Source organism: Prevotella sp. P5-92, assembly GCF_002251245.1.
Lineage (GTDB): Bacteria > Bacteroidota > Bacteroidia > Bacteroidales > Bacteroidaceae > Prevotella.
The window spans coordinates 1-15,119 of sequence record NZ_NPJG01000127.1 but is presented as its reverse complement, the minus strand read 5'-3'; the positions used below and the strand labels follow the sequence as shown (position 1 = coordinate 15,119).

Here is a 15,119-nt window from a genome sequence, read left to right as displayed (position 1 = left end):
CTTTTAATCACTGACACTCTATCTGACAAAGTGTCAGTCATAAGTTCCTTGGCACACCATTTGCTTATCAGGAAGTGTAAACAAACGCCACACGGTCAGGTTTTCTGCCGTAAGGCTGCATTTTTTAACTTGAATAATAACAATAAAAAAGAATAATCATGGGAAAGATCATTGGAATCGATTTAGGAACAACTAATTCATGTGTTGCCGTATTCGAAGGCAACGAACCAGTTGTAATCGCCAACAGCGAAGGCAAGCGCACTACTCCTTCGGTAGTTGGTTTTGTAGAAGGCGGTGAACGTAAGATTGGCGATCCTGCAAAGCGTCAGGCCATCACCAACCCGAAGAATACCGTCTATAGTATCAAGCGCTTCATGGGTGAAAACTGGGCTCAGGTAGAGAAGGAGGTAAACCGCGTGCCATTCTCCGTTGTCAACGAGGGCGGATATCCACGTGTTGACATCGATGGTCGCAAATACACTCCACAGGAAATCTCGGCCATGGTGCTCCAGAAGATGAAGAAGACTGCCGAGGACTATCTCGGACAGGAGGTGACAGACGCCGTCATTACCGTTCCTGCATACTTCTCCGACTCTCAGCGTCAGGCTACAAAGGAAGCAGGACAGATTGCAGGCCTTAACGTTCGCCGTATCGTCAACGAGCCTACAGCAGCCGCTCTTGCCTACGGTGTTGACAAGGCAAACAAGGACATGAAGATTGCCGTCTTCGACCTCGGTGGCGGTACCTTTGATATCTCTATCCTCGAGTTCGGCGGTGGCGTGTTCGAAGTGCTCTCAACAAATGGCGACACTCACCTCGGCGGCGACGACTTCGACCAGGTCATCATAGACTGGCTCGTACAGGAGTTCAAGAACGACGAGGGAGCCGACCTTAAGGGTGACCCAATGGCCATGCAGCGTCTTAAGGAGGCTGCCGAGAAGGCAAAGATCGAGCTTTCAAGCTCTACATCCACAGAGATCAACCTTCCGTACATCATGCCAGTAGGCGGCGTACCAAAGCACCTTGTGAAGACTCTCACACGCGCCAAGTTCGAGCAGCTCGCCCACTCTCTTATTCAGGCATGTCTCGTACCTTGTCAGAACGCCATGCGCGATGCCAAGCTCAACACTGCTGATATTGACGAGGTTATCCTCGTGGGCGGTTCAAGCCGTATTCCTGCCGTGCAGACTCTCGTCAAGAACTACTTCGGCAAGGAGCCTTCAAAGGGTGTTAACCCCGACGAGGTGGTAGCCGTAGGTGCTTGCATCCAGGGTGCCATCCTCAATAAGGAAGGCGGCGTAGGCGACATCGTGCTGCTCGACGTCACTCCTCTTACCCTCGGTATTGAAACCATGGGTGGCGTGATGACCAAGCTCATCGAGGCCAACACCACCATCCCTTGCAAGAAGAGTGAGGTGTTCTCTACAGCAGCCGACAACCAGACCGAAGTTACCATCCACGTACTTCAGGGCGAGCGTCCGATGGCAGCCCAGAACAAGTCTATCGGTCAGTTCAACCTCACAGGAATCGCTCCCGCACGTCGTGGTGTGCCACAGATTGAGGTGACCTTCGACATCGACGCCAACGGTATCCTCAAGGTTTCGGCCAAGGATAAGGCAACAGGTAAGGAGCAGGCCATACGCATCGAGGCTTCTTCAGGCTTGAGCAAGGAGGAGATCGACCGCATGAAGGCTGAGGCAGAGCAGAACGCCGCTGCCGACAAGGCAGAGCGCGAGCGCATCGACAAGCTCAATCAGGCCGACTCTCTCATCTTCACCACCGAGAACTTCCTGAAGGACAATGGCGACAAGCTGCCAGCCGACCAGAAGCCAGCCATCGAGCAGGCTCTCCAGCAGCTTAAGGACGCCCACAAGTCACAGGACATCGCAGCCGTTGACTCTGCTATGGCAAACCTCAACCAGGTTATGCAGGCCGCCTCTGCCCAGATGTACCAGCAGGCTGGTCCTCAGGCCGGTCCTCAGCCAGGCGCAGACCAGAACGCCGGCGGACAGGGAGGTCAGCAGTCACAAGGAGCAGAAGACGCCGACTTCGAGGAGGTTAAATAATTTGCATAATCAGCAATAACTCAAAATAGATAGATGGAGTGTAACTAATTGAGTTGCACTCCATTCTTTTTCTAAGCGTTTCTTGACAGATAGTTGGAGTTGCATTGATTTACATAATATTTGGAACGTATTTGGAACGTCTCTTAATTTACAGCAAGGTGTCCCTTATATACCCTTATGTTTACTAATGTCCACTTATGTGGAAAAATACTTTATAAATATGCCAACAGCAAAATATGAAATTAAAAGAAAATGTGAAACCTGTGGTGCAACGTTCCTTGCAAGAACGTTGGACTCTCGCTACTGCTGCAAGAAATGCTCTGAGATTGCAACCAACAAGAGACGTTCAGAAGAACACAAACGTGCTCTGATGGATCAGTTAATATCTAAAGTTCCAGATGGCAGAGATTACATCAGCATTGCTGAAGCCGAAGCTATTTTTGGAGTTTGTGCTAAAACAATCCGTCGTCTAATTCAGAAAGGCGATGTCCCAAGTATTAACTTGGGAACACGTTTGACCAGGATCAGTAAAACCGCCCTCCTTGAAAAATTACCACTTCGTCAAGAGCCTATCGATCGTAGCAGACCGCTCCCTAAGACGTACAGTTTGGAACCAGGAGATTGCTATACCATAGGTGAAATTGCAGAGAAGTTCGGATTTAACGATAGTACTGTTTATATGCACATACGCAAGTATTCCATCCCTACTAGACAGATAGGTAATTACGTTTATGCACCAAAATCAGAAATTGACAGAATCTATAAAGACGTTACCAGATTATGAAAAAATCCTTCCAGCATACAAAGTGCACTGTTAAGCTTCGTAAGTCTGAGGCTAAGACACGTGATGAATGGTGGCTTATAATAGACATTTATCCTATTTATAAGACACCTAACAGCAAACCTACCCGAATAAAGGAGGCTGTAAATCGAACGGTTACAACACCTATATGGGATAAGACTCATATTGCTAAGACCACAAAAGAGGGTGTTATTACCTATAAGCCAAAGCGTGATGCTAACGGTGTCATTATGTGTCGTTCTGCAGTCGATAATGATTCTTGTCTTTATGCAGATAAGGTACGAGCTATTCGTCAGCGAGAATACGACAATGCGGAGTTATATACCGATAACGAGGCAGAAATGGCAGCTCAAAATGAACGTTCTTCATGCGACTACATAGAATACTTCAAGCATCTTTCAGAAAAGCGTCACAAGAATGCTTCTAATTCTATAGTCATCAACTGGAATAGAGTATATGAGTTGCTGAAAATCTACACAGAAGGCAAACCATTGTTATTCTCTACTGTAAATGTTAAACTTGTAGAAGACTTTAAGATGTTTATGCTTACGGCTCCTCAAGGCGGTGGCAAGTCTGGTACTGTGTCCCAAAATACAGCAGCAACCTACTTTTCCATATTCAAAGCTGGTCTGAAACAAGCTTTTGTTGATGGGTATCTCAATGTTGATGTTGCAGCAAAAGTAAAAGGTATTCCAGAAGAAGAAAGTCGTCGTGAGCACCTCACTCTTGACGAGTTGAATATGTTGGCTGCAACTGACTGTGACAATCCAATAATTAAGCGTGCAGCACTCTTTTCTGCTCTTACAGGTCTCCGTCATGTGGATATACAGAAAATGAAATGGCGTGAAATAGTTAAGGAAGGTGATCACTACAGAGTAAACTTTGTTCAGAAAAAAACAAAAGGTGTTGAATATACACCTATTTCAGAACAAGCTTACGGCTTGTGTGGAGAACGGCTTGATGACAACCGTCTAGTTTTTGAGGGACTTCCTAGTACTTCTTGGATTTCGAAGCCCCTGGAGCGATGGATTAAAGCTGCAGGGATTACTAAACACATCACTTTTCATTGTTTCAGACATACCTTCGCCACCCTTCAACTTGCTAATGGAACCGATATTTACACGATTAGTAAGATGCTTGGGCATACTAAGGTTGAGACAACACAGATCTACACGAAGATTGTAGATCAAAAGAAAGAGAATGCAGCTGATGCAATCAAGATTAACTTACCTACAAAATAAACCAGCGATTTATGAGTGTTGACTTAAAAAGTGAATTAGTTAATCGGGAAAATTATTATCTTGAACTTGAAAAAAAGTCAAGACCTGATGATGATCCCGCTTATAATAACATTCTTAGTACATATAGAGAGATCCAGGAGATTCTGGATGATGACTCGGAGTATGGGCGAAAGTTACTTGTTCGTGTTCAAGAAAAATTAGAGTGTAAAATTTACGACTATAAAAATTGTATAGAGTGGGTGCTCCGATATTGGACGGTTATTGTTCCGTTTTCAAAGTGCGTTCATCATATTAGTCACTATAGTTCTTTTTATGCCTCAAGCCGAAATATGTTGAATGAAATTGACGATCTGTATATACAGGCTTTTGACGTGTTGTTGGAAGAAAAAGGTATCGATTATCTCAAGGAAGTACTTGAAGGGAAACTATGTGAAATAATTGAGAAAGATGACAATGTTGATGCCAGATTTCTTAAAGAATATGTTGACAAACTATATTCTTATTGGACGGATTATGCTAGTTTGGTTAATTTCGACGGAGACATTTCGGATATTCAGGAAATAGTCACAAATATGATTCGCTTTGCTTCATATAATTATTATAAGTTTTTTTACACCCGGTATACTGAAAAAGAGCGAGAAATCATTGAGCAGATTTTCCAAGACGATCTAATAAACGATCTAGTAGTCGAAGAAAAATATAAAATCAATACTGGTTTTGCAAATTTATTATCGGAGAAATATCGATATTCATATCCTAAAGTTGATTTTTATCTCTCAGCAAATGGTATCGATATTGAAAATATGATAGTCAGTTGCCGTGAAAAAGGCTGGGAACCTGATTCGTTAGCATACTTTATCTGTGAAAAAGTAAAGGTTCATAAAATGGAATTCCATTTAAACGACACTGCCAAGCCGCCAAAGGGGTTCATTCGTGAACTCATGGATTTAACAGATAAGTTTGTTAAGGAAGATTATTGTTCAGAAAATAATTTTAGTAAAAAGTTCAATGCATGGTTTGAGGAGTTAGGATTAAAATAATTCAATATGCATTGTTTTAGAGTCGCAGTTTTGCGACTCTTTTTTTTGCCCCTTTGGAAGATTGCTGGAAGATTACAGGAAGATTGTTGGAATACTTTATATATCAAATTATTAGCACAATCAAAATGCAATTATTATGTCAAAATATAGCGTTAAATTTGTGCCGTCAAAACGAACTGAAAAGTTCTAATGACCCAGAATTAACAAATAAAAAGTTTAATCCAGCTGATGTAACCGTACTAGTCAATCCCGGGAGACAACGTACATAACAGAAGCCACAAAAAGCAATTTATGCAAAATCTCAAGCCCACATTTAATGACATACCTGAGTTGTTGGTTCAAATTCTTAACGGAATGAAAGAACTACATTCTAAAGTCGATCGATGGGATCAATCCAACTCTGCAAATGAAGAGCCTCTATGGTTCAACGTACCTGAACTTATAAAGTATTTGCCCACTCACCCTGCCGAGCAGACAATCTACAGTTGGACGAGTTCGCATAGAATCCCTTTTCATAAAAAAGGTCGTAGAATCATCTTTAATAAGTCAGAAATTGACAAGTGGTTGCTGGAGAATGAATATTGCAAATCCGAGTTAGAACTTGAGCAAGAAGCAATGGAGTTCGTTAGCAGCAAGCGCAAACACATTATTTAATAATATAGTTATGGAGAATAACACTCTTCAGACTGAGGTTTCTGCAACAGAGACCAAGGTACAGCAAAGTGAGGTTGGCGTAGAAGAGCCTCAGAACGAGAACAACACTGCTGATCAGGTGGAAGATGATCAGGCAAATTCAGGTGCTAGTCCTGAAGAAGAAAAGACCGAAAAAGTGAAGGTACAGCCCCAAAAGGATTACAGACCTGCATATACAGATGAAGAGAAGAGACACCTCCAGGAGGTTACAGATGTATGTAAAACGGAGATCTCTGAAGCTCCTGTTAGGTATGGTGCTATTCCTTTCGGCAACAACGTAGTTATTTCATTGAAGAAGTTTGTGAAATCAGGAGGCATCCTTGCTTCTCCTAAGGTTAACCGAGTTCACACCCCATCCGATATGAAAGCAACAGGTGAGTCTCTTCTGAGTCATGGGTCTCAGCATATACTTCTTGTAATATCTGCCAAAGTTGCAGTTATAGCAGGTATTGATTATGAGAGATTCGCAAATGATTCCGACAAAGACAAGCCATTCCCTGAAAATGCCTTGATTTTGGTGCTTCTTGATGGAAATGGTAGAATAAACTTTCTAATGAATTTACCTATTGAGGAGTGGCCTGAAATATATGCTGTTTTTCCCAGCTCAGACGCAGCTGGATATTACAACATAACAAGGGCATTTGATGTAATCAATACCAAGGTAACAGTCTGGAAGTCTCAAGACATGGTTCTTAAGAGATTACTTGCAGAGGGGACTAAAGCTCACCCGGGATGGGATATGATCAACAGTTTGGTCAAAAAAGGCTACATGTACCAAGCAGCTTGTGAACTCGCCACACTGAAAACAGATCGTGTTAAGAAGGATGAGATTGTTAATGGGGATGCTAATGACACCTTCATTCACTATGAATCTGCTAGTAAAATATTCGAGGCTCTAAAGGTCGCTATTGGAGAAGGGAAGGACAAAACTCTCAAAACCAAGGCGTTCCCAATGCTAGTATCGTCTCTTTGGGGTAAACTCTCTGCTAAGTTTGGTGATGACAAGGCTACCGAGTATTTTGTGCAGTTCATAGATGGTCTTGCAGAAAACAAGGTCAAGGCAATCATTGAAGCTAAGACAAAAAAGGGAAAGCCAAGCAGGGATGAGCAGAGAAAGCAGATTCTAGAGCAGGAGTTCTACACCTTTGTTGGAGCACACAGTTTGAAAATATAAGTATAACAATGACCCACTGTGAGAGGCAGGGTCAAAGTATTTAACAGAAAAGGCTAAACTTAGTTTTTTCTTACAACTAGAAATAATGAGAAATCAAAAACAATCAGTCGTAAATTCCTCATTCGGTAAAGTGATTTTGACTATTGCCGATGATGGTGTAGTATTACAACAAGAAGGGAAAACAGGTGCTATTGCTTTGGAGCTAGAAGGTATGGAGAAACTGGCAAAAGCTCTTTTGGCAGTGAAAAAGAACCGCTACTCAACTTCTACACAAAGAAACAGGTCTTCACCGTCGATGGCAGTTTCTGTGCCTCCTGTTCCATCTTTAACGTCACCTCCTACATCGTATATGGAACAACAGAAGACTCTTCATTCAAAGGCTTATGCTGTATGGACTACAGAAGAAGAGGCTAGGCTTAAAGCTCTTCATGCCAGTGGTAAGACTGTTAATGAAATGGCGAATGAACTGGGGCGTAACACAGGTGCAATTCGGAATCGCCTTAAGAGGTTAGGATTATCCTGAAGCCCTCCCTATTCGTTATGGCAATGAGCGTGTTGTTTGCAAATCGCTATTTTGCTCATGACAGGTCTTTTACACCTTAAGAAATGAGGACAACCCCTCGATTCTTGTTGTAATTGTGATGCTGGCATGGTTCTTCAGGATTGTGTCAGCATTACTCTTCTCTACAACAAGGATTCACATATTAACAAACAAAAAAATTACAACAAGAAATGAAAGAAACAATTATTACAGCTCCCGAGGGTATCAGGTACCTTAGCGAGTGGACGGACTTTGAGAATCAGATTCCTCATGGTCAGCATTTCATTCTGAACAAGGCTCATACAGGTGTAGGAGCAACTCAGTATTATCTTAGCAACCCCCAGAAAGTCATTCTTTGTTCGCCACGAGTAAGCCTAATTGAGAATAAAAGAGCTAAACATCCTAATGTTTGGATCTATCGCGATTTGTCTGACAACTCCACTTCTGACACAAACGGTAAATCTCAGAGCAAGAAGAAAGCTACCTTTGAGGATATTCAAAGATACAATAGTGAAGTGGTTCAGTACGTTCATCGCTGTCTTACGAAAGGCGAAACACCAAAACTCATGACAACCTATGACAGTATCGGCCATATTATCGACGCTTTGACTCTCATATCACCCAATGAACTTGATAGCTGGACGGTGGTAGTCGATGAGTTTCAGGCAATTTTTGGAGATGCAACTTATAAATCCTTAACGGAAATGCAGTTGCTCTCTAATACTGCCAAGTTCAAGACAGTCATATATCTGAGTGCGACCCCTTTCTTGGAGAAATATATGGACGAGATTGATGAGTTCAAGAATCTTCCGTATATTGAACTTAAGTGGCCTGACGAGATGGTAGAAAAGGTAAATGTACTCAATATCACTCTGAAAAAAGGCAATTCTCCTATTAAGGAATGCCGCAAGATTATCGAAACCATGAAGAATGGAAAGACGGTTAGATATGGAAACAAGGAGATTGACACCACCGAAGCCGTATTTTATGTCAACATGGTCAAGGATATCTGTTCGATCATAAAGAAGAGTGGTCTGAAGCCCGAAGAATACAATGTCCTTTGCTCTGAAAGTAATCGAGACTTCCTGAAGAAGGAGGGAATTACGATTGGTTCCATTCCTGCTGAAGGAGAACCACATAAGCAGTTTACCTTTTGCACCAGAGCATACTTTTTGGGCTGTGATTTCAATAGCGAGTGTGCCTATTCATTTATTTTTGCTGATCCAAAGAGTAGGACATTGGCTTTGGACCTCAGTACAGACCTAAGCCAGATTCTAGGTCGCCAACGTCTTGATCGAAACCCATTCCGAAATGAAGCAATACTTTTCATAAAGGAAGGGGCAATAAGCATCAGCGACAAAGAATTTCAGGATTATATTGAAGAGAAGAAGAAAGCGACGGAAGAGTTGATTTCGATATTTAACGGACTTAATGATCAGCAGAAGAAAGCCATGATTAAAGTGTACCGTAGCAATATCGAGAAAAAACATTATTCTGACGATTACCTCTGTATCAAGAACGACCAACAGCTTGAAGTGGGATTTAATTCTCTTTATATGTGGGCTGAGATTAGGGCATGGGAGATAAGAAGAAAGAACTATACGAGCCAATATGAAGTTATCCGTCAACAGAAGGTGGCGGGTATCAAAGGCTCTATTGGCACAAAGTCTTCAAATCCTGAAGTCTTAGCATTCAAGGCTAGCTTCGAATCCACACCTAATACAGGACAAAGAATAAAACTCTACAGTGAATTCCGTAAGGATCATCCTGAACTAATCGAGGAACTTGACTTTGTTCCAAGGAGGTATAATGACTATTGGGATGCACTCGGTTATGAATGGCTGAAGAAGGTCGGGTTCCAGGAGAGCAAGATCAAGGCTATCATGGCTGAGCCTTCTCCTTTTGAGGACAGGGTTATAACAGAGGTTCGCCAACTTGTCAACGAGGGCGATACCTTTACACCTGAAAAATTGAAAGAACTGTTGAAGAAAGCCTATGAGAGGGCGGGCTGTACCAAGACTCCCAAAGCCTGTGATATTGAAGATTATATTACTGTCAAGAAAACTCAAGACAGAAAGACTGGCAAGAGAAGGTATGTCATCAACTCTATATACCAAAAGAATATTTCGTTCTTCCCTCACGTCTGGCTTCCGAACACACATAAAGAGATAACCATAGACCGCTTCCTGGATATTATACAAAAGGGAACATATTCTACGAGTAAGGGGCAGCAGAATAGGACTATTGCCGATGTCATTATAGAGATTCGAGGAAAGACTGATCCTGACGAAATCGCTAAGATGAAGAAAGATTGGCTCCCCGTTGCTTGTATAAATGGCGTTTTTGAGACAAAGCATGACCACAGCATTACTACTTACTCGTCATTTGTAGCTCTCGATTATGACCATTTTGCTGATGATGTTGCCAAAGAAAAAGCGAAAGACCATCTTAAGCAGTTCCCTTTCGTATATGCTATCTTTGAAACTCCATCAGGTCATGGAATCAAGGCTCTCATCCTTCATGACTCGGTTAATCCTGAACACCATTTCAATCTGTTCACTCAGCTCCTGAAGGTCTGTAGTCTGCCAGAGATCGATAACGTGGTTTCAGATATTTCAAGAGGTCAGTTCTTTTCGTATGATCCTGGACTTTGGCGAAACCCTAGTCCTGAAGCATTTCACTTTGAGTATGATCCATCCATAACTCCACCTAGCCCAAAGAAAGAAATGTCAGTTAATGGAGAAAAAGGAATCGTAAAGCTTGACTCTGGGACAACAGCATTTCTTCATAAACTGTGGGAAATGGTTCTTACTGATGACGCTGTAATCGAGAGATTAGACAAACATTGGCATGAACAAAAGCCAGAATACTTTAAGGTTGGTAATCGACACTCTGGCTTACTTGTAATTACTGGTACTCTCTGTAAAGCTGGCATTCCTCAAGAGAAAGCAAAAGCCTACCTTGACAAGACTTATTCAAATATGCCAGCATCAGAGATTGACAGTATTCTCAGTTATGCTTATGATCATAACCCATTTGGCTCAGACAGAAGGAAATACGGACGATGGTAAACCATCATCCCAGGGCAAGCCCTGTGTATGTGGACACCAGAGATATGCTATGCAGATAGTATATTAGCTAGTGAAAATAACAAAAATTTACTCTAACGAAATACTACTATATAGGAAATAGTATAGTTTTAGAGTAAAAAAGTGTTACATACCATTCACTAGCAAAGCTACACACACAGGTGTAGTCCTTTTGTTCCACGAGCAGTTATCCCACTTGTGGATTTGCATATCGGTCATCGGCTCAATCCGATGGCTGATGTGCTATATGAAGACTACCATTAAAGCCAACCTTACCATTATAGACAAACATAACCATGAACGATTTAGTACAGAACTTATGGAACAGCTTCATGTCCGGGCGGCAGGATGTGGTGGATGACAGCGTAAAACCTACAAATACTCTTGAACCTGCCACCATCCCGACACCGCCCCTGAAAGAAGAAAGAAAGGCAGTGAAGAAATCATTTGCCGAAGAACTGAATGACCTGATCGCTGAAAAAGGCGATTTTGAGAGACTGGAAATATCGCTGAAAGAATTGTTGGCGATTATTTCACGACACAGACCAAGAATTGAGGCGTACAGAGGCTTTATCTCGTATGCAACAAACCAAGGTAAGAGTATAAGTATTATCTCTAATAAAACAAAGAAAAAATGATTGATTTAAGCGATTTGAAGCCGAGTTATACATCATCGGCAAACTCCCAACTCTTCGTTGATTTGGGCAAAGCAATGACAGAATGGTGCAAGGTTATACTTCCACTATATGAAATTGCAGAGAAAAATGACGTTAATTGTTTTTATACCCAGACCGTCTTATGGAACAAAAGAGACGATCCAAATATGATTGAATATGAAGGGTATCGGTATGAAAAGAATGTAGGGGTAAATGTTGGCGTTTCATACATTCGTCCTTACCAATTAACATGGGACGAAGAGAATTACTGCCTGCCTATTCCTGATTGGCAAACTTATTTTGAGAAGAATTACCATGAGCTTGACTTCTTCGACCGTATAGGCTTGCACGCCTATACCTTTAGATTACGTAATCGAGAAGCACCATACGATGAACTTGGCAAGCGAGTATCAGAAGAACTAAAAGCACTTACAGGCAACCCAAAAGCAGGAATCAGCTTTGGTGGTTATACCGTCATAGCAAGAGATATTGATACTTATTATGAGGCATTTGACAAACGATATTTCAAATGCAATGACCTCTAAGAAAAAAAAGAGCGACACAATCAAGTGTCGCTCATTGATTTTTTATTCTTCTATGATTTTATTGTCTTTACCAAACCTTGCATAGTATTCTGTTGCACTTCCTTTTGGACAATATATTGTACAATTCTCAAAACCACAGTGATAACCAAATTTTGGAATGGTTGGAGACTCAAGGTGAACATTGCAATTCTCCAATGAAGCTGCTATGACTCCACAGTCGTTAGGAATATACACAGTTTCTACTCTACCTTCATAACCCCTTGCTAGACGGTTGTTGTAGTTTGTATTTTTTAACTTTGGAAATTTATAGACTTTTAAGGGCTTGCTGTGAAATGTAAATCCCTGGAAATCACTTAATGTTAGGTTGGAGAAATCGACTGTCTCTAATCCTGAGCACCCATAATAGGCTTCCTTTATAGTTGTCATTGTTGATGGTAATTTTATCTCTTTCAATGAAATACAATGATTAAAACAAGCCTCTCCAATCTGCTTTAAGAATTTTGGATATTGAACAATCTCCAAATTCGGACAGTTTCCAAAGCAATTTCTATAGATTGTCGTAGCAGTAATTGGCAGACGAACCTCTTGCAAGAAATAATGTCCGCTCATGAACACATTTGGAATACAACACTGCTCAATACCGCTACTTATATTCTGGCTATTTGCAATCATTCCTGCAACCCCCTTTGTGTATAAATAGTCCATTGTGGATGTTTCGTTATTTGCATATCGGAGATCTGCGGCTGCACCTATCAAGTTAAATATGGCCGAGACGAAAGCTGCATCTTCTTCTGCTTTTTTGTTTGCCTGTGGTGAATATGTTATTACCGTATTTGATATATCCAAGTATTTCAACAGTGGGGTATTATCTGATATTATACTTGCGTCAGTCTCATACAAGAAACCTGTTATTGTAAGAGAATCACACGCCATTAATTCATCTATTGTTATTACAGACAGCAAACTGTTGGGCTTGTCCAGTTGAATGTTTTTACTCAGTCGCTTTGCGTTAGGATCGTATTCAAAAATATAAGAGCTACTTTTATCTTCGAAACTTGGTACAGTCGTTCCTTTTGGTACATACAAGAATTTTGGTTCGGCAAATTTGGAAGCCAGTTCTGTTTTTTTTCTAAACATCATCATACGGACTCCCTCACAAAAATGACCTTTAATAGATGCTTCTCCATTAAAAATTATGTCACCTTCACGCAAGCTGTTGGTAAAGCCGCTATAATCAATACTAACATTATTGTTGAATGTGATTAGTCTCACACCATTGAAATCACCACCAGTGATAGTAGTATTCCCATTAAATGTAATTGATTGGCAGTTCTTGAAATCTGTTCCACCAAAAATCTTTGTTACATATCCAAAAGTAACGTCTGGTACGCCCTTGAAGATATTTGAGTTTGTACTTATCGGTCTATTACAAGTAATTGATTTGTTTACTTTGATAGCATTGTTACTTGAGAAATAAATAGGATAATTACTTTCTGCAAATCCCAAGTTATCAACGATTGCAGGAGTCTCATTTTTGTCAAAATTACCAACTACGTATATAACAGAACTTGGTATTGTTAGAGTTTCTGCTTTGTAATTACGTAAGAAAATACCATTGAGATAAACAACACCATCAAGATTGTTTAAGTCTGGAGCAATACCACCTTTCTCGTAAATCTTGAACCTAGGACTTGCATCTTTAGCATATTTTTTCCAAATTACAAGACGCTTTTTACCATCTAGTGTAGGATAGAAACCGTCTGAGGAAACCCAATTGACAGGTAAGTTGTCGTGAAAGTATTGCTCGTTTTCCTTCCTATCCACTTTTACGACAAATTCCTCAACGTTCGGAAAACTTTCTCGAATAATTGGCTTACTAATAAATTCACTACAACAAGTCAAAGAATTGTCTATGAAATCTTTTGACTTATCGTATTCTTTTCCACCAACGATTACTTGTTTTATTGAGGTAATTGGTTTGCGTTTTGATCCCTCACCTATAAATTCGTTATCCAAATACACTTCAGAAAGCCCCTTACAATCCATTAAGTTCAGGCTCTCTATTTGAGGATTCTTCTGTAGAAATTCGCATAAATCATTCTTAAAATTCACAAATTCGTAGTCTCTTTGAGAACCTGGATTAGAAGGATTATCCTTGATGACAAGCGAACGGAGATCTTTCTTGTTAACACCTTTCATCAACTTGGATAGTTTGTCGCCTTTTGAATACATAATTGTGGCTTGACCGTTCGAATCAACTGTTGTTTGAGCGGATATGCCAATCGTTACGATCAGCAGAGCCAATACTGTTAGGAGTTTTTTCATTGATATAATGGATTTGAATTATCATCTTAATGCCAACAACTCCACAGATTCAGCAGTTAGTTTATATATACAAAAAGGATGGAGCTTCGTTAGAGTCCACCTTCTTGCAGGATAAGTCTGGAAAAATAACCTTTAGGGAATGAACAGTAACTACAACCCCATCCAGTGTACTATGTGAATTAAAAGGCACAGTGGGGCTGTACCATGTTCATTCGGAAGTACACAAGAAGGGGCGCAATGCTGTTCTTATTCTCCCTATGCGATGTGGAGTATTCCCCACGAAGTTTTCCAGACTTTTTTGCAAGTTAGGAATAAGACAGATAACGCCTTCTTGACCGCCTGGCTATTCCCCTGTTTTTAGCAGGAGCCTCCAAACGGCGACACAAATTTACAAAATCTTTTGTAAACCAGAAAATTTCGGAGGCTTACACCTGCAAGATTTATGTTTTTTTAAGATAAAAATGGCAAAAACGACATCTGGAAGTGTATTTTTGGCTATAATTTTCTCTGGTTTGAGAAGCATCTTGCACCCTTATATAGGGATTGTCGTTTAATTCTTTCAGTCGTGGACGCATAGAGGTCAGCTTGGTATCTTGATGCTCCATGCGACAAGTTTTAATTGCTTTTTGCTGGTATAACGGCACTCCAAAGTCGTGTATTTGCTACCTTTGCCGATAACAGATTAGGAGTTCTCTTCGGAGGACTCCATCTTAATTCCGTTTCAGATGTCTCTTATGCCGCCTTGGTCTCTTGCAGCCCTGCCAGACGCCCTGCCAGGTGGACTGCGTTCGCTGTGTGGATGCCAAAGAAGATGTACAGGATCTCTGTTTTCTTCTTCCTGGCCTTGATCCTGCGCATGGCGTAATGCTCTTTCTGTGTTCCGAACGAGCCTTCCATCTGAGTGGCCCTGACTCTTGCCAGTTCCTTGCGGACATAGTCTTCCTCCC

The 15,119-nt window shown here is 41.1% G+C and carries 11 protein-coding genes and 1 pseudogene; 10 read left to right on the top strand and 2 right to left on the bottom strand.

Annotation, left to right across the window (positions count from 1 at the left end; all coding sequences use genetic code 11):
* Nucleotides 1-158: 158 nt before the first annotated feature.
* The 10 genes from dnaK (at nt 159) to CIK99_RS13755 (ending at nt 11,847) form a co-directional block, all read left to right on the top strand.
* Nucleotides 159-2,066 carry a molecular chaperone DnaK gene (gene dnaK, locus CIK99_RS13800; RefSeq protein ID WP_094382078.1) on the top strand — a complete coding sequence of 636 codons (1,908 nt, stop codon included), beginning with the start codon at nt 159-161 and terminating at the stop codon, nt 2,064-2,066.
* A gap of 220 nt (nt 2,067-2,286) precedes the next feature.
* Nucleotides 2,287-2,850, top strand: a complete 564-nt coding sequence (locus CIK99_RS13795; protein ID WP_094382125.1) for a helix-turn-helix domain-containing protein — start codon at nt 2,287-2,289, stop codon at nt 2,848-2,850.
* Nucleotides 2,847-4,109 carry a site-specific integrase gene (locus tag CIK99_RS13790; protein WP_094382077.1) on the top strand — a complete coding sequence of 421 codons (1,263 nt, stop codon included), beginning with the start codon at nt 2,847-2,849 and terminating at the stop codon, nt 4,107-4,109. Before CIK99_RS13795 ends, CIK99_RS13790 begins: the two co-directional genes overlap by 4 nt.
* A gap of 11 nt (nt 4,110-4,120) precedes the next feature.
* A complete protein-coding gene (locus CIK99_RS13785) occupies nt 4,121-5,149 on the top strand; it encodes a hypothetical protein (RefSeq protein WP_094382076.1) in 1,029 nt (342 codons plus the stop codon).
* A 354-nt stretch (nt 5,150-5,503) separates the two neighbouring features.
* Entirely contained in the window at nt 5,504-5,803 is a 300-nt protein-coding gene (locus CIK99_RS13780; protein WP_254047821.1) for a helix-turn-helix domain-containing protein, read from the top strand.
* A gap of 10 nt (nt 5,804-5,813) precedes the next feature.
* The gene (locus CIK99_RS13775) at nt 5,814-7,016 is read left to right on the top strand and encodes a hypothetical protein (protein WP_094382074.1); all 1,203 of its coding nucleotides are present in this window, start codon (nt 5,814-5,816) and stop codon (nt 7,014-7,016) included.
* Between the two features lie 85 nt (nt 7,017-7,101).
* Nucleotides 7,102-7,539, top strand: coding sequence for a helix-turn-helix domain-containing protein (locus CIK99_RS13770; RefSeq protein WP_094382073.1), 438 nt, complete (start codon nt 7,102-7,104; stop codon nt 7,537-7,539).
* Between the two features lie 209 nt (nt 7,540-7,748).
* Complete coding sequence (locus CIK99_RS13765; RefSeq protein WP_094382072.1) at nt 7,749-10,628, top strand: BT4734/BF3469 family protein; 2,880 nt, start codon at nt 7,749-7,751, stop codon at nt 10,626-10,628.
* Between the two features lie 314 nt (nt 10,629-10,942).
* The gene (locus CIK99_RS13760; protein ID WP_094382071.1) at nt 10,943-11,284 is read left to right on the top strand and encodes a hypothetical protein; all 342 of its coding nucleotides are present in this window, start codon (nt 10,943-10,945) and stop codon (nt 11,282-11,284) included.
* A complete protein-coding gene (locus CIK99_RS13755; protein WP_094382070.1) occupies nt 11,281-11,847 on the top strand; it encodes a hypothetical protein in 567 nt (188 codons plus the stop codon). The genes CIK99_RS13760 and CIK99_RS13755 overlap by 4 nt, the downstream gene beginning before the upstream one ends.
* 42 nt (nt 11,848-11,889) lie before the next feature.
* Here the strand turns inward: CIK99_RS13755 and CIK99_RS13750 are convergent, their stop codons facing one another.
* Nucleotides 11,890-14,172 carry a leucine-rich repeat domain-containing protein gene (locus tag CIK99_RS13750; RefSeq protein ID WP_094382069.1) on the bottom strand — a complete coding sequence of 761 codons (2,283 nt, stop codon included), beginning with the start codon at nt 14,170-14,172 and terminating at the stop codon, nt 11,890-11,892.
* Nucleotides 14,173-14,904: 732 nt separating this feature from the next.
* A pseudogene (locus CIK99_RS13745) lies at nt 14,905-15,119 on the bottom strand (DDE transposase); the annotation flags it as partial.

Excerpts from the sequence above, each read along its gene's own strand:
- CIK99_RS13770 (WP_094382073.1), top strand. The coding sequence starts at position 7,102 with ATGAGAAATCAAAAACAATCAGTCGTAAATTCCTCATTCGGTAAAGTG.
- CIK99_RS13785 (WP_094382076.1), top strand. The coding sequence starts at position 4,121 with ATGAGTGTTGACTTAAAAAGTGAATTAGTTAATCGGGAAAATTATTAT.
- CIK99_RS13795 (WP_094382125.1), top strand. The coding sequence starts at position 2,287 with ATGCCAACAGCAAAATATGAAATTAAAAGAAAATGTGAAACCTGTGGT.
- CIK99_RS13765 (WP_094382072.1), top strand. The coding sequence starts at position 7,749 with ATGAAAGAAACAATTATTACAGCTCCCGAGGGTATCAGGTACCTTAGC.
- CIK99_RS13790 (WP_094382077.1), top strand. The coding sequence starts at position 2,847 with ATGAAAAAATCCTTCCAGCATACAAAGTGCACTGTTAAGCTTCGTAAG.
- CIK99_RS13775 (WP_094382074.1), top strand. The coding sequence starts at position 5,814 with ATGGAGAATAACACTCTTCAGACTGAGGTTTCTGCAACAGAGACCAAG.
- CIK99_RS13750 (WP_094382069.1), bottom strand. The coding sequence starts at position 14,172 with ATGAAAAAACTCCTAACAGTATTGGCTCTGCTGATCGTAACGATTGGC.
- CIK99_RS13780 (WP_254047821.1), top strand. The coding sequence starts at position 5,504 with ATGAAAGAACTACATTCTAAAGTCGATCGATGGGATCAATCCAACTCT.
- dnaK (WP_094382078.1), top strand. The coding sequence starts at position 159 with ATGGGAAAGATCATTGGAATCGATTTAGGAACAACTAATTCATGTGTT.
- CIK99_RS13760 (WP_094382071.1), top strand. The coding sequence starts at position 10,943 with ATGAACGATTTAGTACAGAACTTATGGAACAGCTTCATGTCCGGGCGG.
- CIK99_RS13755 (WP_094382070.1), top strand. The coding sequence starts at position 11,281 with ATGATTGATTTAAGCGATTTGAAGCCGAGTTATACATCATCGGCAAAC.